This is a genomic window from Flagellimonas sediminis, assembly GCF_010500845.1.
Classification (GTDB): domain Bacteria; phylum Bacteroidota; class Bacteroidia; order Flavobacteriales; family Flavobacteriaceae; genus Flagellimonas; species Flagellimonas sediminis.
On the sequence record NZ_JAAAMI010000005.1, the window covers coordinates 133,699 to 151,963 of the forward strand.

General features: G+C 44.2%; 18 protein-coding genes. 7 read left to right on the top strand and 11 right to left on the bottom strand.

Annotated elements, in window-relative coordinates; genetic code table 11:
• Positions 1-44: 44 nt before the first annotated feature.
• Together GTK07_RS11365 and GTK07_RS11370 are read right to left on the bottom strand one after the other, a co-directional pair.
• Positions 45-992 (bottom strand): glycosyltransferase family 2 protein, encoded by a 948-nt coding sequence (locus tag GTK07_RS11365; protein ID WP_163635363.1) that lies wholly within the window; start codon positions 990-992, stop codon positions 45-47.
• A 42-nt stretch (positions 993-1,034) separates the two neighbouring features.
• Positions 1,035-1,556 carry a DUF4199 domain-containing protein gene (locus GTK07_RS11370; RefSeq protein WP_163635364.1) on the bottom strand — a complete coding sequence of 174 codons (522 nt, stop codon included), beginning with the start codon at positions 1,554-1,556 and terminating at the stop codon, positions 1,035-1,037.
• Positions 1,557-1,715: 159 nt separating this feature from the next.
• Here GTK07_RS11370 and GTK07_RS11375 point away from each other — a divergent pair, with 159 nt between their 5' ends.
• Positions 1,716-1,967: a type B 50S ribosomal protein L31 gene (locus GTK07_RS11375; protein ID WP_163635365.1), complete on the top strand. Its 252-nt coding sequence runs from the start codon at positions 1,716-1,718 to the stop codon at positions 1,965-1,967.
• A gap of 101 nt (positions 1,968-2,068) precedes the next feature.
• Positions 2,069-3,244, top strand: coding sequence for a GlmU family protein (locus GTK07_RS11380; RefSeq protein WP_163635366.1), 1,176 nt, complete (start codon positions 2,069-2,071; stop codon positions 3,242-3,244).
• Positions 3,245-3,250: 6 nt separating this feature from the next.
• Here the strand turns inward: GTK07_RS11380 and GTK07_RS11385 are convergent, their stop codons facing one another.
• Positions 3,251-4,897, bottom strand: a complete 1,647-nt coding sequence (locus GTK07_RS11385; RefSeq protein WP_163635367.1) for a SulP family inorganic anion transporter — start codon at positions 4,895-4,897, stop codon at positions 3,251-3,253.
• A gap of 336 nt (positions 4,898-5,233) precedes the next feature.
• On the opposite strand from GTK07_RS11385, the gene GTK07_RS11390 reads away from it, so the two are divergent.
• The 4 genes from GTK07_RS11390 (at position 5,234) to GTK07_RS11405 (ending at position 9,542) form a co-directional block, all read left to right on the top strand.
• Entirely contained in the window at positions 5,234-5,815 is a 582-nt protein-coding gene (locus GTK07_RS11390; RefSeq protein WP_163635368.1) for a hypothetical protein, read from the top strand.
• A 41-nt stretch (positions 5,816-5,856) separates the two neighbouring features.
• A complete protein-coding gene (locus GTK07_RS11395; RefSeq protein WP_163635369.1) occupies positions 5,857-6,918 on the top strand; it encodes a sensor histidine kinase in 1,062 nt (353 codons plus the stop codon).
• Positions 6,915-7,640: a LytR/AlgR family response regulator transcription factor gene (locus GTK07_RS11400; RefSeq protein WP_163635370.1), complete on the top strand. Its 726-nt coding sequence runs from the start codon at positions 6,915-6,917 to the stop codon at positions 7,638-7,640. Before GTK07_RS11395 ends, GTK07_RS11400 begins: the two co-directional genes overlap by 4 nt.
• An 87-nt stretch (positions 7,641-7,727) precedes the next feature.
• Positions 7,728-9,542 carry a CocE/NonD family hydrolase gene (locus GTK07_RS11405; protein WP_163635371.1) on the top strand — a complete coding sequence of 605 codons (1,815 nt, stop codon included), beginning with the start codon at positions 7,728-7,730 and terminating at the stop codon, positions 9,540-9,542.
• Positions 9,543-9,552: 10 nt separating this feature from the next.
• On the opposite strand, the gene GTK07_RS11410 is transcribed toward GTK07_RS11405, so the two are convergent.
• From GTK07_RS11410 to GTK07_RS11425, 4 genes are all read right to left on the bottom strand, one after another.
• Complete coding sequence (locus tag GTK07_RS11410; protein ID WP_163635372.1) at positions 9,553-10,410, bottom strand: hypothetical protein; 858 nt, start codon at positions 10,408-10,410, stop codon at positions 9,553-9,555.
• 146 nt (positions 10,411-10,556) lie between these two features.
• On the bottom strand, positions 10,557-10,982 hold the full coding sequence (locus tag GTK07_RS11415; RefSeq protein WP_163635373.1) for a sulfur reduction protein DsrE: 426 nt from the start codon (positions 10,980-10,982) through the stop codon (positions 10,557-10,559).
• A 4-nt stretch (positions 10,983-10,986) separates the two neighbouring features.
• A complete protein-coding gene (locus GTK07_RS11420; RefSeq protein WP_163635374.1) occupies positions 10,987-11,385 on the bottom strand; it encodes a DoxX family protein in 399 nt (132 codons plus the stop codon).
• Positions 11,386-11,397: 12 nt separating this feature from the next.
• Complete coding sequence (locus GTK07_RS11425; RefSeq protein ID WP_163635375.1) at positions 11,398-13,032, bottom strand: bifunctional metallophosphatase/5'-nucleotidase; 1,635 nt, start codon at positions 13,030-13,032, stop codon at positions 11,398-11,400.
• A gap of 93 nt (positions 13,033-13,125) precedes the next feature.
• Here GTK07_RS11425 and GTK07_RS11430 point away from each other — a divergent pair, with 93 nt between their 5' ends.
• On the top strand, positions 13,126-13,488 hold the full coding sequence (locus GTK07_RS11430) for a hypothetical protein (protein WP_163635376.1): 363 nt from the start codon (positions 13,126-13,128) through the stop codon (positions 13,486-13,488).
• A 137-nt stretch (positions 13,489-13,625) separates the two neighbouring features.
• Here GTK07_RS11430 and GTK07_RS11435 read toward each other — a convergent pair whose 3' ends face one another.
• The 4 genes from GTK07_RS11435 to GTK07_RS11450 all read right to left on the bottom strand — a co-directional run bounded on the left by GTK07_RS11435 (position 13,626) and on the right by GTK07_RS11450 (position 18,243).
• Positions 13,626-14,033 carry a lipocalin-like domain-containing protein gene (locus GTK07_RS11435; protein WP_163635377.1) on the bottom strand — a complete coding sequence of 136 codons (408 nt, stop codon included), beginning with the start codon at positions 14,031-14,033 and terminating at the stop codon, positions 13,626-13,628.
• Positions 14,034-14,344: 311 nt separating this feature from the next.
• A complete protein-coding gene (locus GTK07_RS11440; protein ID WP_163635378.1) occupies positions 14,345-15,532 on the bottom strand; it encodes a porin family protein in 1,188 nt (395 codons plus the stop codon).
• Positions 15,533-15,741: 209 nt separating this feature from the next.
• Positions 15,742-17,334, bottom strand: coding sequence for a serine hydrolase domain-containing protein (locus tag GTK07_RS11445; protein WP_163635379.1), 1,593 nt, complete (start codon positions 17,332-17,334; stop codon positions 15,742-15,744).
• A gap of 42 nt (positions 17,335-17,376) precedes the next feature.
• Positions 17,377-18,243, bottom strand: coding sequence for a polysaccharide deacetylase family protein (locus tag GTK07_RS11450; protein WP_163635380.1), 867 nt, complete (start codon positions 18,241-18,243; stop codon positions 17,377-17,379).
• Positions 18,244-18,265: the final 22 nt, after the last annotated feature.

The following is an 18,265-nucleotide window of genomic DNA, read 5'->3' on the forward strand; positions in this document are numbered from 1 at the left end:
TTTAGATGCTTAAAAATACAAAGATTAAAGAGTTTGGGAATACCCTAAAGATTAATTTTATCGGAGATGGTGTACCGAGTGTCATTTTTACGGGAGCGCACCATGATCTCGCCCAAGAAACCGGCCAAAAATAGTTGGGTTCCTATAACCATGGCGGTCAGGGCAATATAAAATTGGGGTCGTTGTGTGATCAATCTACCCATGGGGTTCAAAAAAAGCTTATCGATACCCAAATAGAGTGCAAACCCAAAACCTACGATGAACATGAGCACACCCAGGGCCCCGAACAGATGCATGGGCCTACGGCCGAACTTGGAAACGAACCAAATGGTAATCAAATCCAGAAAACCATTGATGAAGCGTTCCATGCCAAATTTGGTTGTACCATATTTGCGGGCCTGATGTTGTACCACTTTTTCGGAAATGTTGGAGAATCCGGCGTTCTTGGCCAATACGGGGATGTAACGGTGCATTTCTCCATGTACCTCTATAGCCTTCACCACCTGATGGTCAAAAGCTTTTAGGCCACAGTTGAAATCGTGTAATTTTACCCCGGAGGTCTTTCGGGCGGCCCAATTGAACAGTTTGGAGGGGATGTTCTTGGTGATGACCGAGTCGTACCTTTTTTTCTTCCAGCCTGAAACCACTTGATTACCTTCTTGGGTGATCATGCGATACATTTCAGGGATTTCCTCGGGATTGTCCTGAAGATCGGCATCCATGGTGATGACCACATCGCCTTCGGCGGCCTTAAAACCAGCATGTAGAGCCTGCGACTTGCCAAAATTCTTCAAAAACCGGATGGCCTTGACGTTTTCATTTTGTTGGGAAAGTGTGGAAATGGTCTCCCAGGAACCATCGGTGCTACCATCGTCAATAAAGATGATTTCATATAAAAAATGATTGGATTGCATCACCTGTACAATCCAATCATGTAGTTCTTTAAGCGATTCTTGCTCGTTGAGTAAAGGAATTACAATGGAAATCTGCATTGTTAGTTTCTCGAATTCCTTTCAAAAGTAGCACTTTTTGGTTTAGTATTCCGGCTTGGACTTTTTTAGGATGAGCCCGGTGATGACTCCCACGACCAAACCTATGATGCAACTAAAGATCAAACCGATCGGATAGCGAAGCCATCCCAGTTTTTTCTGCATGGCCACCCCTTGTTCCCATTGCTCCTCCGTCATGGAAGGATTTTGTGCCATGGCTTTTGGTTTGGCCATTTCGATCGCCTTGTCCATAAAATCGGGCTCAATAAAGTTGATGAGCACATACTGGTAAATAAGGGAAATGACAGTGGAGACCAATGCAATTCCCACTGCAATTTTTAGAGCCTCGGAGATTTTAAGATAGCCACCATTGGCCTTTTTGTAGGCATTTACCCCTAAAAATATGGCTACAACGGTCAATAATACCGAAATAACAATGACAGGAGTACCCATTTCGTAGTGCATCTTTTGGGTATAAAGCATTACCCCGAAGATTACAGAAACCAAGCCTAAAATTAGGCCATAGTTCAGCATGAATTTTGTTGCTTTAGGTTGTTGTTCTTCCATGTTTTTTAAATTTTGTGTTGATTGTAGTATGTTAGTATTGGATATCCCTAATTTGTTACATAAATTTACTTTTTTATTTTTTACCACATTTCAGTTGGAGGAATCAAAGAAATCATTAAATTTGCACCTCGAAAATTCTGAGATTAAGCATTAAAGACAATGAAAAAAGGTATACACCCAGAAAACTATAGATTGGTAGCTTTTAAAGATATGTCCAACGAGGATGTATTTATTACAAAATCTGCTGCCGAAGCAAGAGAGACCATCACAGTGGATGGCGTTGAGTATCCTTTGGTAAAATTGGAGATTTCAAGAACTTCACACCCCTTCTATACTGGTAAGACCAAATTGGTGGATACCGCTGGTAGGATTGACAAGTTCAAGAACAAGTACCAGAAATTCAGCAAGTAATGGGATTAGGCCGATAAGGGCCTTCTCTTCAACGAAATATACAAGCGCTCCTGAAACTTTTCGGGAGCGTTTTTTATTTTTGTCCCATCCAAGATATAACCATGAACTATATTCTTTCTGACGGATACCACCGCGAAAATCTATATCCCTTTACTTTTACCAGGCCTGTTTGCGACATTCGGATCGGTATTCTCACCATTCGGGAAAAGTGGGAAAAATGGCTTGGCACAACTGTAAGCAGCCTTTCGGAGGAATATCTTTCAGAAAAATTTCCTTTGGTGGTGGGGAAGGAGAACAAGGTGATCAACGGTAGTTATCTGCCCAATACAGCATTATTGGCCTCCGTTCATAATCTGAAGAATGGCGAAGCTTTAATGGATGGCGACCAGTACATTGCCTATTGTACCCCGGACCCCAAAGTTTCTTTCAACAGCGATAATTTTAATTTGGTTCCCTTCCAAGCACCAACCTTGACCGTAAAGAATACATGGGACATCTTTTCTAAAAATGGTGAAGCCCTGCAGTCCGATTTTGAACTGTTGACAAAAGGAAGAAAAAGTCAACCTGTTTCAGCTACCAATCAAGTGTTGAACCCTGAGAATATTTTTATTGAAGAAGGAGCCACCGTTGAGTTCTGTATTTTGAACGCTTCCACTGGGCCTATCTATATTGGCAAGAATGCCTTGGCCATGGAAGGTTGTATGGTGCGTGGCGGGTTAGCACTGTGCGATGGTGCCATTTTAAAAATGGGGGCAAAGATTTACGGTCCCACTACGGCCGGACCGGGTTGTAAACTGGGTGGTGAAGTGAACAATGCTGTGTTGTTTGCCAATTCCAATAAAGGACATGACGGATTTTTGGGCAATTCCGTGTTAGGGGAATGGTGCAACATCGGGGCCGATACCAACACCTCCAATCTGAAGAACAATTATGCGGAGGTGCGACTTTGGAGCTACAAAACAGAAGGATTTGCAAGAACGGGTCTTCAATTTTGCGGTTTGATGATGGGTGATCACAGCAAATGTGGCATTAACGTCATGTTCAATACCGGAACGGTGGTAGGCGTAAGCGCCAATATTTATGGCAGTGGCTTTCCCCGGAATTTTATACCCAGTTTCAGTTGGGGCGGGGCATCTGGTTTTACTTCCTTTTTACCCAAAAAAGCCTTTGAAGTGGCCGCGGCCATGATGGAGCGACGAGGCATGCAGTTCAACGAAACCGAGGCCCGTATTCTGGAACACGTTTTTGAACTTACCCAGAAGTGGCGGAATTATTGAGGAAATTTAAATGGTTTTGGCTTTTTCCAAGGCGGTTTGGATATCCCTAACTACTAATTCCTTGCTTATCAATCCATAAAGTTCGAATTTTTCAAAATCTTTCTCCAAGCCATCGTTCACTCCTGAAATGATGACTTGGATCCCTTTGGATTTGAAAGTTTTGATGATTTCCTTCAACCCTTGAAAACCTGTGGCATCGATCAAGGGAACATACCGCATCCGTATGATCACGGTCTTGGGTTGGATATGGGATTGGGTTATCGTTTCTTGAAATTGTCTTGCCGCACCAAAGAACAAAGGACCATTGATTTCATAGAGGACTACATTCTTGGGTATTTCCAGGTTCTCGTTCTCAAAAAGTTGTTCCGCCTCTTGGCTTTCGTATGTAATATTCTGTATTTGAACGGATTCACTCATTCTTTTCATGAATAAAAAACTTGCCAACACCACACCGACCTCAATGGCAATGATCAAATCAAATAGGACGGTAAGGAAAAATGTGGTCAATAGAATGATGATGTCCATTCGGTTTCCTTTGAGAATGGATACAAACTGCCTCCATTCGCTCATGTGGTAAGCCACTACTATCAAGATACCTGCCAAACAGGAAAGGGGGATCAATTTGGCATATGGGGCAAACAAGAGCATAATGGCCAACAGGACCAGCCCGTGCACGATACCCGCAATCGGGGTACGCCCACCGTTCTTTACGTTGGTAGCGGTCCGGGCAATGGCTCCGGTGGCAGGGATTCCGCCCAAAAGGGCAGAAAAAATATTGGCGGTCCCTTGGGCTATGAGTTCCATGTTGGAACGGTGCTTCCCGCCGATCATGGAATCGGAGACCACAGCAGAGAGCAGTGATTCGATGCCGCCCAACAATGCGATGGCAAATGCGGGCTGGATGAGGGATTTCACGGTTTCAAAATCAATGGAAGGAAAGGAGGACACGTCAAAACGGTTCGGGATTTCACCAAAGTTACTTTTGATGGTGTCCACCGGAATATCAAAGACACTGACAGCTATAGTCGACAATAGGATGGCCACAATGGACCCAGGGACTTTTGCTATCCATTTTTGAAAGAACAGGGTCAGCAAGACCGTACCCACAGCAATGGCAATGGCATATCCATTGACATGGCTGAAGCTTTGAAAGTAAAGGGTCCATTTTTCCAAAAAATCGGATGGAACCTTTTTCAAACCCAATCCCAAAAAATCGTTTACCTGCGAAGATAGGATGATCAATGCAATGGCACTGGTGAACCCCACGATCAACGAGTAGGGTATAAATTTCAAGAGATTGCCCAGTTTGGCAAGTCCGAACCCGATCAGGATAAAACCTGCCATAAAAGTGGCTATGGTCAACCCGGGCAGGCCAAACTCTTGCACGATGCCATATACGATAACAATAAAGGCGCCTGTGGGGCCTCCGATCTGTACCCGGCTTCCACCTAACACTGAAATAATGATTCCGGCTATGATGGCGGTAATCAGACCTTTTTCCGGGGAAACACCAGAGGCAATGGCAAAGGCAATGGCCAAGGGTAAGGCCACGATTCCAACGATAGAACCAGAGATGATATCTTTAGAAAGGGTTTCCTTGGAGATACCTCCTTTTAGGAGGGAAAATAATTTTGGGGTGAATTCCACATTCATGTTTCAGGGGGCTTTGGCCAATACACTATTCTTGTAGACAGATTTCGAATTTAGTTGAAAAATGATATGGTTGATACGGAAGCTCAAGAAGGTTATCACCCTTTTTGTCAACTGTTTTGGCATTTAAACATAATTGGGAGGCCTGTATCTTGGAAAAGTTTTTTGAGATTACCCAAAAGTGGCATACGTCTGACTGATGTCATACGCTTAACCCCTAGTTTTTTACGTCCATGTACTTTCTATTCCTCGGATGGGATGTTTTCTGTTGCTTTGTACCGGTTGTCCATGATTCATGTAAACACAACCATCATTATACATCAATCAAAATCAACAGAAATGAAAACAAAGGTACTATTCCACATGGCACTCCTACTGATCTTCGGTAATTGTGCAACCACAAAAACCCATCCACCTATTTTAAAAGATTATACTCTTGGGGAGAAATGGATCTGGAAATGGGAACGTGTAGTTGAGGGAGAGGTCCGGGCGCAAGGGGAAGACATGCAGGAAGTAGTGAACTATAGGGGAACGTTAGGGCTTTGGAATGGTGTCGATACCGTTCAAATTTCGAATACGTTACATCAAGAGCAGAGCGATACCCCTTTTCGCAATTGGCCCTTGCAGGTAGGAAAAAAATGGAAATATGAGTCGGAATGGGAAAATAATGAAGGTACTACGGGGAAAACCAGTCAAGATGTTGAAATTACTGCATTTGAAGAGTTACATGTGGTAGCTGGCACATTCAAGGCTTATCAAATAGAATACAAGGGAATTGTAACAAATTCTAGAGGTTTTAAAGGGGAGATGACCGATATTTGGTGGTATTCCCCGGAATTGAAAACATACATCAAGCATGTCAACGATGATGGTTATGGCTTGTATACCAATGAATTGATAAGCTATTCAAAAGCCGATTAAAATGACCTTAGCCTAAATCCAATACATTTCAAACAAGAACTTTGGGAAGTAAAAAATCAAATACAGGAATATCGCTTTATTGGAAATGCCAGTTGCTAGGTTGGGGCATGGTATCCCTTTTATGGCTGTATGTTGCTTTGGTACGGGACCATTTTACCCTTACCCATGCCCTCATCAATTATATCCTTGATGTTGCCATTTGCATTGGCCTTACACATGCCTACCGTTTTATGGTCCTAAGATCAAAATGGAACCAATTGGGAATCCAAAAGTTGATACGAAGGGTTGTGCCATCGATTTTGATATTAGCTGTTTTGTTCATGCTTTTCATGAATTTAAAATGGTCAGGATATGATTATTTGGTCCATGATACCGACACGTTCTCCAAGAATCTTCTGGTTTGGAACCCTGTTTTGATTACGGGACTCAGGCATATGTCCATTTGGGTACTTGCCTATCATGCCTATCACTTCTACATCAAGGAGGTGAACACGGCCAAAACGAATGCCCAGCTTTCGGTAATTGCAAAGCAAACCCAGTTGGACAATCTAGCGGCGCAGTTGAACCCTCATTTTTTGTTCAATTCCCTAAATTCCATTAAAGCATTGGTCATTGAAAACCCAAAAAGTGCACGGAGGGCCATCGATCTATTATCCGATCTATTGCGCTCATCACTTTATGAAAAAGAGCATTCCACCATATCCATTTCGGAAGAAATAGCACTGGTAAAGGATTATGTGGAGTTGGAAAGACTTCGATTTGAGGAACGTCTCAATATTCAATTCAATGTGGACCGGACCCTTGAAAACTTTAAAATCCCGCCATTGAGCATTCAACTTTTGGTAGAAAATGCCATCAAACACGGGGTAGATAAACAGTTGGAAGGAGGTACCGTTGCCATTTCGGTCCAAAGGGAGAACGACCATGTGGTGATCAGCGTTGAAAACCCAGGAAATCTTTCCAACGGGGAGCATAAGGGAGTAGGGCTAAAAAACTTGAACCAACGCCTTTTGTTGCAATATGAAGGGAAGGCGGATTTTAAGATGGAGTCTCCTTCCGAAAACGAGGTGGTTGCCACCTTAATGATACCGATTGAAAAATGAAGGATAGATTTACAACTTTGATTATTGATGATGAGCGCTTGGCGCGTGAAGAGGTGCGAAGGGCGCTTGAAGACTATCCCGAATTTGAAATTGTGGGTGAAGCGAACAATGCAGAAGTCGCCATCAATTTGATTGAAAATGAACAACCCGATATTATCTTTTTGGATATTCACATGCCAGGGAAATCAGGGTTTGATTTGCTGGAGGAATTGGGAACCGTTCCCGAAGTGGTGTTCACAACCGCGTATGATCATTATGCCGTGCAAGCTTTTGAAGTAAATGCACTGGATTATTTGGTAAAACCACTTAGGGAAGAGCGCTTTGCCAAAACCATAGAAAAGGTAAAGTCTGAATTACAAAAGAATAAAGAAGCACAGAAAGCACTGTTGGCAAGCCATCAAAAAATCTTTATCAAGGATGGTGAAAAGGTGTATTTCATCGCATTGGCCGAGATACGTTTAGTGGAGTCCCTGGACAATTATGTGCGGCTTTATTTTGGTGATCAAAAAGCCATGGTGAAGCGTTCCCTGAACCAACTGGAGGAAAAATTGGACCCCAATACGTTTTTCAGGGCCAACAGAGGACAAATTATCAACACGGAATACATCAAGGAAATACAACCTTATTTCAACAACAAACTACGAATTGTATTGACCACAGGAGAAACTATTGACCTCTCGACAAGACAATCGGTAGCGTTCAAAAACCGAAACAGTTTATAGCGATGTAACATGTAATCATATCAAAAAACGAATGGCAAAAGTATATAGCTATAGGGCGGCTATGCCCTAAACTCAAAATCAATCAAAATGAAAAAATCCATCAGTAAGGCATACAGTATAGCAGTTCTGGCCCTATTTTTTGTAGCCTCATGCAAGGAACAGACCCCGGTTCAAACGCCAAGGACTGTTACCGAAAATGGCACAACCTATCTAGTTCAGGACAGTATCTTGATTGCAACGAAGGATGGTGCCAAAATCCATGCGATCGTGGTTCGGAACACCCAAAATGAGGAACCCACTCCTGCGGTGTTGTTCCATACCATCTACGCACGTAAAAGCGACCTAAAAAGAGCAAAAATGGCAGCGGAACACGGGTATGTCGGGGTGGTTTCCTATACCCGTGGGAAGGGATTGAGCCCCGATTCCATAGTACCCTATAAATATGAAGCAACCGACACGTATGCGGTCATTGATTGGATCAGCAAACAAGATTGGAGCAACCAAAAAGTGGGGATGTATGGCGGAAGTTATGTAGGCTTCACACAATGGGCGGCTGTAAAAAACAAGGTGCATCCCGCCTTAAAAACGATCGTTCCTTCGGTTTCTGCGGCACCGGGTATCGCCGAGCCTATGGAGAATGGGGTCTATTTCAATTTTCACTTTCCATGGCACCATTATGTTTCCAACAACAAATATTTGGATACCACCCTGTATTCCAACGGGAAACGTTGGCAGGATTTGAACATGGAATGGTTTCAAAAAGGGGTGGCTTACAGTGCCATGGATAGTTTGGATGGATTGCCCAATCCCCAGTTTAGAGAGCGATTGTTACACCCGACCATTGACACTTATTGGCAAGACATGATACCCTATAAAGAGGATTTTGCCCATATCAACATACCTGTTTTGGCCACGACCGGGTATTATGATGGGGGGCAAATTGGCACCCAGTACTATTTGAGGGAGCACATGAATTACAACAAGAATGCGGATCATTATCTGGTCATTGGACCATACACCCATTTTGGCGCCCAACAAAAACCAGATGCCCGTGTTTTGGGATATGACATCGATTCCGTGGCACAAATTGATATCACGGAGTTGATTTTCGAGTGGTTTGATTACGTCATGAAGGGTGAGGCCAAACCCACATTGCTTCAAGATAAGATCAATTACGAGGTCATGGGAGCCAACAAATGGGGACACGCTGCTTCTTTGGAGCAGATGGCCACGGACACGCTCAACTTTTATTTGGGCAACCAGCGATCAGGAGTGGCCTTTTCCTCGCTGTTTGGTACGGGAAACAACGGGGAGGATATCCATTACACGCTGTCGGATCAACCTGAAGACCCGAATGCATATTTGGAGCAGACCATTGATTTTTCGGATCGTAGCAACTTCACCTGGAATTCTAGCGGTTGGAGGAACATTATTACTGACAGCTTGATGGTGGGACATGGTTTTTCCTTTGTGACCGAACCTTTTGACTCCGATTTTGAACTGAACGGTTCTTTTGGAGGGGAGATTTCGGTATCCATCAACAAAAAGGATTTTGATTATAAGGTGGCGTTGTTCGAGCAGACCCCTGATGGCAAATTCTTTGCGCTGGCATTACCTTATGTGGGTAGGGCGAGTTATGTACGAGATCGTGAGCACCGACAATTGTTGACACCAAATGAAAAGACAAAACTTCCTTTTGGCATCATACGGATGACGAGCAAGAAGATCAATAAGGGAAGTAGATTGGTTGTGGTCATCAATGGAATCAAGGACCCCTTTACTGAAATCAATTATGGGACGGGTAAAAATGTGGCGGATGAAACCATCAAAGATGCCGAGGAGCCCCTGATTATCAAATGGTATGGGGATAGTTATTTGGAAATTCCGGTAAAGAAAGATTGATGCTCCCTTTTCAGGAAACTTTTTTGGCCGTAATGGTGATATCAGGTTCCGCTAGGGTCAGCGATTTAACGATATCTTCCTGAATGTCAAAAGAAAGGGTAACCGAAGGCGTACCGTTGTAGGTGAATTGGTTGTCCCCAATTTTATACAAGCCACCTCCAAACCCGCCAATCGGTCCCAACGAAAGCAGTTTCCTCATGTTCACGGAAATGGTAAACCCTTCGTTTTCCGATGCCCCGTACAGGTAATTGCCCAAATATTTCCGTTGTTCTTCTGGACTCACTTCGATATAGGTAGGGCCACCGGCATTGCCTAAATTTTTTAGATAGGCGATGGTCTGTTCCAATTGTTCTATTTCCGAAGCGGTCATGCTGTTCTTCATGCGCTCGCCTGCATAAGCGTGATCCAACAAACTGATACCGTGCGGACCCGCAACTTCCTGTATCCCAGGAGTTGCCTCCACAGCAGCTTGGATGACTTGATAATGCCCCAACATGGCAAAGGTGAAGAGGGTAGGCCGGGCACCCATTTTCATGAGGTATTGGGCAATATCTCTTCTCCCTACATGCGAAGCCGCGCCAATAGCGGACTCAAAATCACCAAATCGCCATTCCCACACCGACCGCGAAAGTTCTGGTCTTTTGTCTACTAAGGTCTTGACCTTATCCAAATCGAAATGGGAACTGCCCACCACTTCGGAGATGATTTCAGGGGCAATGTTGGGAAAATGTTCGGGAATTTCCGCGCTGCTAAACCAAGAGTCGGTTTTGGGTGGATGGGCCATGGTGATGCTCGGTAAGGATAGTCCCAACATCCCCAAGGAATAGGCCTTTACTGCAGTTCTTCTGTTGACGGTTTCGTTTTTCATGGGAATATTTTTGAGGTTGAAAAGGAAAACTTTGGTTTTTGGAGCGGTTCCAAATATCCCCATCATCTAACCTTCTTGAAAGTACCAAAAAAAGAAAAGGGACGGTCCAAAAACCGCCCCTTTAACAAAATAAAAACCAGGTTTCGCTATAGCGTAATACTCAGAAAACCATCTTTTTGCAGGTTAAATCCGTATAAAATGCCGTTTTCCACCACACCCATTTCCTTGGGAAGTTTAGTGGCATCCACCCCGAACTTTTTCAACGAAAATCCACAGGCCAACAACTTGATGTTCTTGTCTTTGGCCATAGCCAGATAGGGTTGCATGGTCTCCATATTGGTGAGGTCGGAAACCGTCTGCCCACAGATCACCACATGGAACTCACCGAACTTTTCCCCATCATCCGCAGCGAGGGCATCTGCCGCCAGTATAATGGCCTTTAATTGCGGAACGCTCCGGGTAAGCACAAAATAGTTGTTCTGCTCTTTGTTGTAGGTGGTCTGGGCACTCCCTTCGTGGAGTCCGGTGAAAAAGGTCATGGCCACCAAGGCCACGGTCAAGATATGTTTCATGGTTTTAGTTTTTTAAAATTTTTGGATTCAGTACAAAAAATAGGAGTCCGCCTAAAATGGCGATGTTCTTGAACAACGGCCCGATCGTGGCCATTTGTCCTACTTGAACGGTGAGCGTGATGGGTACCAACACACAGATGAGCACGATGGCCGACAAACGGGTCTTGAATCCCGCGAAAAAGGCAATCCCGAACACGAACATGACCACGCCCGACACCATCACCGAAATTTCGGGGGGACCCAACAAATGGCCCAAGGCACCGAATCGGGCCTGATCCATTTTGGCAATGGTCTTGTCCACGTTGAGCAGATGGTTCAGGCTGGCCACAATAAAGATCAGGCTCACCAACATCCGCAGAACGGTTACCGAGGTGCGACTGACCGTAATCGTCTTGTTTTCCATATGGGTCAGGTTTTAGTGGAATTGATAATCGGTTCCAGGCAATTGCGACAACACATTATCGCCTAAATCAAGTGCCTTGGCCCGACCGTCCATTACTGGGGCAATGGTACCTTTCGCCTTGAGGTATTCCACGATTACGTCATGCACGGTATAGTCCATCACTTCGGTCTCCACGGTGTTCGGCATGCGGCAGAGGGTAGGTAGCGGTTCGCCTTCGCGTCTACAGGCGGAAAGGGTGTACAGTTTATCCTCCTGCATGGGCTCGCCACCGATAAGGATCGACGCCACCCGCTCTCCTTTGGGCTTGTTGGCATAAAAGGTGAGTTCCATGCCCGAAAAGCGCACCAACCAACCCCCGAAGCGTTCCATGGGGTTTTGGGCGAATACGTTGTGAATTTCCTTTTCCAACCAGTCCTTGATCTGCTTGCCCGTGGCTTTGCCGATCTTGACCTTTTCGTTTACGGGGAGCATGCTCCACAGATCGGCCCGGGTAATGGGAGCCTTGCCACTTTCCCCGATGGAAATGGGCGTACTGAACCGGAATCCGTTGGAAATGGAAATATCGGCCCCAGTCTTCCATCGGGCGGCATCGGTGATGAAGTTGTCCATGGGGTTTTCTACCACAAAATAACGGTAGAGGGGCGTGCTGGTATAGCCCAACACCTGCTCGATTTCTTCCTTGTACGGAGCGGTTTCTTGATCAATAAGCTGGGCCACCTGTGCATCGGCGGGATAGGTGTTAGGATCCACTTCCATCAAGTCGTAATCTTCCTTGATGATTTTGCCATCCTTCACCGTCAAGGTCAGTTTGCCTACAAAGGAGGCAAAGGCCCCGGGTTCGGTCACCATGGAATATTTCGCTTGAAGCGGTTTGCGGATGCGCTCGTGGGTATCGTTGCCCAAAATGTAATCCACACGCTGCAGGGCAGGGTGGTTGGCCAGATCGTATTGCTTGCTGACGCCGATATGCGTCACCAAAAAGAGCAGATCCACCTTTTGGTTGTCCTTGAGTTCGGTGATCAAAGCCTCCAAGTTTTTGTCGATAGGATCAAAACGGATGCCCTTGCTGAACGAAGGGTTTTGGCGCACGGGAATCTCGGAATCGTTGTAGGAGATAAAACCGAGTTTCACCCCTTTCAGTTCCTTGATGAAATATTGGGGGAACAGGGTCTCGCCCGAAGCCTCGTCATACATATTGGCCGAAATGACCGGGGTGTCGTAGTGCTGGAGCACGTCCATCATGGTCTGTTTGCCATAGACGACCTCCCAGTTGCCGGGAATCAGAAAATCGTAGCCCATGGCCTTGATGATGGGGGCAAAAGCCTTTCCGTGCGAAAGGGCCGCCACGGCACTGCCTTGGATCATGTCGCCCCCATCCAAGATCAGGGTGCCTTCAGGGTCTTTGCTGCGTTCCTGCTCAAAAAGGGTCTTCATATGGGCCAAACCGCCCAATTTGCGAAAGGTGATCTGTTCATTTTCCCAGAAAAGTTCGTCGTGGGGCTGCAATTGCCCATGAATATCGGCCGTCTGTAAAATGGTGATGGTCTGTTCGGTGTTTTCGTCGGCGGTTTTGGCATCCTTGCAGGAAAACAGGGTTCCGCCGAGGAGGGCTAGGGCCGCCAAGCCCAGGATTTTATGTGGTATCATGTGTTTTGTGTTTGTAATGAAACGTAAGCTACGTATAAAAAAAGGGTCTGGGGGAGGTTGGCTTACAGGTAGCCCTTAAACTGATGGTAGAGAATGTACAACGGTACCGAAGGTGGCAAAGCCACTTTGTTTGCTGTAGGGAGCAACTGTTGGCTCCTAGTTGATCCAAGTGCTGCCAATGCCGTTGTAGTAACGGGCAAAAAGGGCAGAGGTTGGGTGTTGACTTCCTTTCCTTTGGAAGTGGACACCGTAACAAAGGAGGCACAGCAGGTTTTGGAGGCCGCAGTGGCCTTGATCTTGTTGGTGACCTTGGTGGTGGTGAGGCCCAAGGAGGACTCTATGGTGTTCCGGACCTTGCAGGGCGCCAACAGGAGCAGCCCGATCAACAGAACGGACAGTCCTTTTTTAGTGCTAGGTGGTGATGTGCGGATTCCCTGCATATTCCAAATAAAATAAGAAAAAGGCAAAGAGGCTGTAACTAAAGTTACAGAGTTTTGGGTTGGGGTGAAAAATAGGGGGCATTGAGGGGCGTTGTACCAAACCCCGAAAACAAAAAAAGCCCTAAAAAGGGCTTTTTTGTGGGTCACAATAGTCTATTGTTTTTCGTATCGTTCTTGGTATTCTCCTTCTCCTTCGTCTAAGTAAAGGGTTAAGGTGTTCCCGGAGATTTCAAAACCAACCTCAAATTTATCTTGGTCCACATAATCGCCATACGTGTAGTCCGTTTTGATTACAGCATCGGAGACAAATTCCCATGTACCTTGTGAATCTTGGGTTTTTTCGCATGGGCCTTCAGAGTCATCATAATAGGTAAAACGAAAGACCCCATCTTCCTCAAAGGTCAAGGTCTGATTTTGCTCGCAATCCGTGGCGGGTTCTTCACCATCGTCATCAATGTAGGCCACGTAGTTCCAAGTGCCCAATAGTTCCGTTTCGGCAAGAGGTTCCTCTGGATCGGGATCGGCGGACTCACTTTCACATGAAACAAATAGCAAATTCAAAAAAAGTACAGATAAAAAAAGTCTTTTGTGCATCATAGTAGGTTGAGGTTTCTAAATAGTATTTGGTAGGGAGAACGGATAGACCCAAAAGATTATTGCAGAGGAGAAGTGTTATCTGATTTAAGGTTTCGTAAGAATGATTTTTGCTGAATATTGCCTGATGATAGAGTGTCGAACTGATAGGGTTCTGGGTGACAGGAAAAAGGATATAGTTTTTAAATTAAAGACAATCCAAGCAAAAGGCACAAAGAAGTTGGGTTAGATATAAAATTTAGCTCTTATTGAGTTTATAATATCTCATGGGTGTTAATTTAAAAAATCGTATAACCAAATATTATAGAAAATGTTTGGTAATCGGAACTCCAGTATACAAATTTATCCAATATTTCTCTTGACGTTTGATATCTAAATTCTAAGCTATATCTGTCATTGAGTTTATAACCTAGTCCAAACGCTAAATTATTTCTTGTTTTAATTTCTAAATCTGACGCATACTCAAAGTTTATTTTGGAATTATTGGTGCTTAAATCAAAAACAAAAGAACCATTAATAAAAAGTTTAGAATCTTCATTTAAAAAGAAATAATGCCTTATTCCAACAGGTAGCTCAATTGATTTATAATCCGCATTAACATTTTGGGTGAAAATTTCTGCTTCTGCTTTGTAATATTGATATGTAGGCTCAACGATTATTGCCCATTTATTTTTATTGAACGGCATTATGAACTCGGTTTCTAACCCAAACCTAAAAGTCAATTCATTGCCAAAGTCTGTATTACTGGAATTGGATACGCTATGTATTGAAAGAGCGGAAATATTAGCCCCTGGTCTAAGACTTATATGAAGAAAATCCCGTTGTTGTTTTTCTTCATAGTTTACATATGCTCCATCAGTACACTCGTTGTATTTAACAAAATAATTAATCAAATCATTTTTTTTATATTCTAAATTCTCAACCATATTAATTTTAATAGTTGAACATTTCAAATCGTTCCATATTTGATTTTTAAACCTATCATTCTTGCCAATTTCATTATTCTCTTTTTCGTAAGATTTATAAACCAATTGTTCAATGCTGGAATTTTCCTTATTGTAAAAATATCTTATTAAGTTATTATTTACATATCCATATAGACCTGCTTTGCCTTCAATTAGCACTTTTAAAAACAAAGTTTCTTCTTTAAAAATAGGATTTCTATCTAAGCTTAATCTCTCAATATCTTCACTGGATCTATCGATGTTTACAGTGCTTCTTATATATTTTGAAACATTATCAATGCCAAATTCTTTGACTGATTCTATGGTTGCCGTTTCAGGATCACTGTTCGCAGATAACTTATATTCAAATTCAGTGGGGTTATTATTCCAGTCAATATTTTTAATAAGACAATTAATTCTTTCTCCAGAATTATCAACGTAATATCCTTGTTCAAAAGAAATTTGACTGTAAATATTTGTAGAAACAATTGTGATCAAAATGAGTAATAAACACTTTTTCATTGTACTTTTTTATATTTAATAATTTGAGTTGCCTTTTGTATTAACCCATGATGTTAAAGATGTGATTCGATTCTAAATGAATTAGATCGACCGACCGCCAAGTTAACAGAAAAGCATTTACAACCTTTCCGTTTTTCCGTAAGGTTTTGTCGTTTTATCAACAGGAATTCATTGATATAGGGGGCAGTATGTTATATATCCGACCTTGTTTATGCATCCGGTTCGTTTGGTTTAAAGGAGACATCCAACCGTTGTACTTTTGGGTATTTCTCGGGAGTCAACGTAAAAAAGATGTTCACTTCCCCGTTTTCGGTCTGTAGGGGGTAGCGTCCCCGTAGCTGGTTTATGGGGTGCATCTCACCAACGTTTTTAATGGGACCGGCTTTTTCCAAAACTTCCTGTATCGCAGCCATCCGTTTTTCCCTCGATGTGTCCAAATAAAAATTCTCTGCCAGAATTTGCTCCTCCAAAGCGGGGTCCCAATGCTGGATCAATTGAGTAATCTGTTCCTGTCGTTCCAATAGCACATCAGAGGCGGGCAGTTTCCGAGGTTGTAGATCGGCAGTCTCGAACAATAGTTTGCTAAGCTCATTTAACGACCAGGGCGACGTATAGGTAAGGTTGCAAAAAGCCATAATGCCTACACCATACTCGGGGTAAAAGGTGTAGTTGCTTCCAAATCCCGGCAACGCACCCCCGTGCGAGACCCGTTTTAGGCCATTGCAGTATTCCGTAATGCCCAATCCAAAACCATACCCGCCAAGAACAGGGCAGTCGTCCCCGTTATAGTCCTTTGCATCGGCGTACAGTCTTGGGAACTGCGGTGTCTGCATTTCGCGTAAGGAACTTCGTTTAATGGGACCGTTGTCATCGTCGTTTCGTGGAGGCCATGCCGAAAGGTGAAAACTTACATATTTACTAAAATCGGCTATGGACGTGATGATTCCTCCCATGGCACCAAAAGAGCCGTCGTGCAGCATGGGTTCCAGTTTCCACTGTTCGTCTTCCCAGCGATACCCGATGGCCAGTTGTTCTTCGGGAATGCCTTCGTATTCCCAATAGGTGTGGTCCATGCCCAAGGGTTTAAAAATGTTTTGGGTGATATACTCCTGAAAAGGCATCCCGGAAACCAAGGAAACAATATGCCCTAAAAGGGCATACCCGGTATTGCTGTATTCGAACCCGTACGAAGGAACGTTGGAAAAGGAAATCCCTTCATCCACAAGATCGATCAACATGTGATCGGGTTCGTCCAATTGGCGGTCGCCCCAGGGATTGTCCTCGGGAAATCCTGCCGTCATGGTCAAAAGATTTTCAATGTCTATGGTCGGTGCATCCTTGGTGAGATAGGTGAGTTTTGACATTTCCGGAATGTATTTGCTCACGGGATCGTTCAGCGACAGTTTTTCTTCATCCCTGAGTTTCATAATGGCCATTGCGGTAAAACTTTTGGTCATGGAGGCTATTCGAAAAGCGGATGAGGGCGAAGCGGGAATCTCCTTCTCGAGATTCAGGTATCCGGTGGCAGCCGTAAATACCAATTCGTTGTCCACCACAATACCAAAGGCAACACCCGGTAAATGCTCGGCCTTGGCATGCTCTTCTATGGATCGCTGCAGTTCTGGTGCGATTTTTTTGATCTTTTCTATCCGGTCATCGGGCTCAAAAATGGGTGCTTTGTACGACTCGGAATAAGAGTGCGCCGGGCTTTCGGTCGTTGTTTCGGTGGTTTGTTTTGTATTGCATGAAAAAAGGATCGTGACCAAACAAATGGCGGCAAGTTGATAAAGTAAGTATTTCATTCCTTTTGTGTTAGAAGGTACCTGTTAAAGATAAGATTCATTTTAAAATGAATTTTGGGTTTTAATATCACCCCAGGTCACCATCTGGATGTTATGCTCTACGAGGGTTGCTTTGGTTTTTTCACTGGTAAAAAAATCAAAGTCCATTTGTCGCCATTCGGCCCCAAAATTGGGGTGGTTTATGGCAATGGCCTGCATTTCGGGCTCATCAAAAGCAGGGTGGATCAAGATCAGGTTCAGGCCCGGTTGCAGTTTTTCTAAAATGTGTTGGTACCCTTGGTTAAACTGGCCTTTTTCAAAATCGGCAATGGCACCCAAATAGGTATGGTCGATCGTCAGGTCGTTGGGACCTATATGGGTTTTAGGGTCCAGTCCCACCATTTCCATCATCTGTTTGTTGATCAACACGGGGAGTCCATACGCTTCTCCCAACTTTTTGTACACGGTAAAAAAATCGGGGTGGGATCCCACGCTGTACATGTGGGAGTCTAAATGAGTAGGTCGCAGCCCCATCCGGAGGGCTTTTTCAATTTGGGCCCTCAGTTCTTTTTCCACTTCTTCCGCTGTGGCCTTTTCACGCAATTGTTCCCTTTTTCTAAAGAAATGTCCGTGCCCGTCCACCAAACCGGGTACTTCCGAAACGGGCAACACGGGACCAAAACGGTAGGTCTCCCATTCGCAGGTTAGGGTAAGGTGCAGACCCATATCGTATTGTGGGTGATCTTTGGCATACAGGGCCATTTCATGAAACCAAGGGCAGGGCACCATAATGCTATAGGAGTTCACCATGCCTTTTTCCAAGGCTTGTATGGTGGCCCGGTTTTCTGCATGGGACAATCCAGCATCATCGGCATGGATCATTAAAAGTTTGGCCTGGGGATCATAACCCAATTGCTGTGCTGTGTTCATAGTTCAAGAATGATGACTTTGG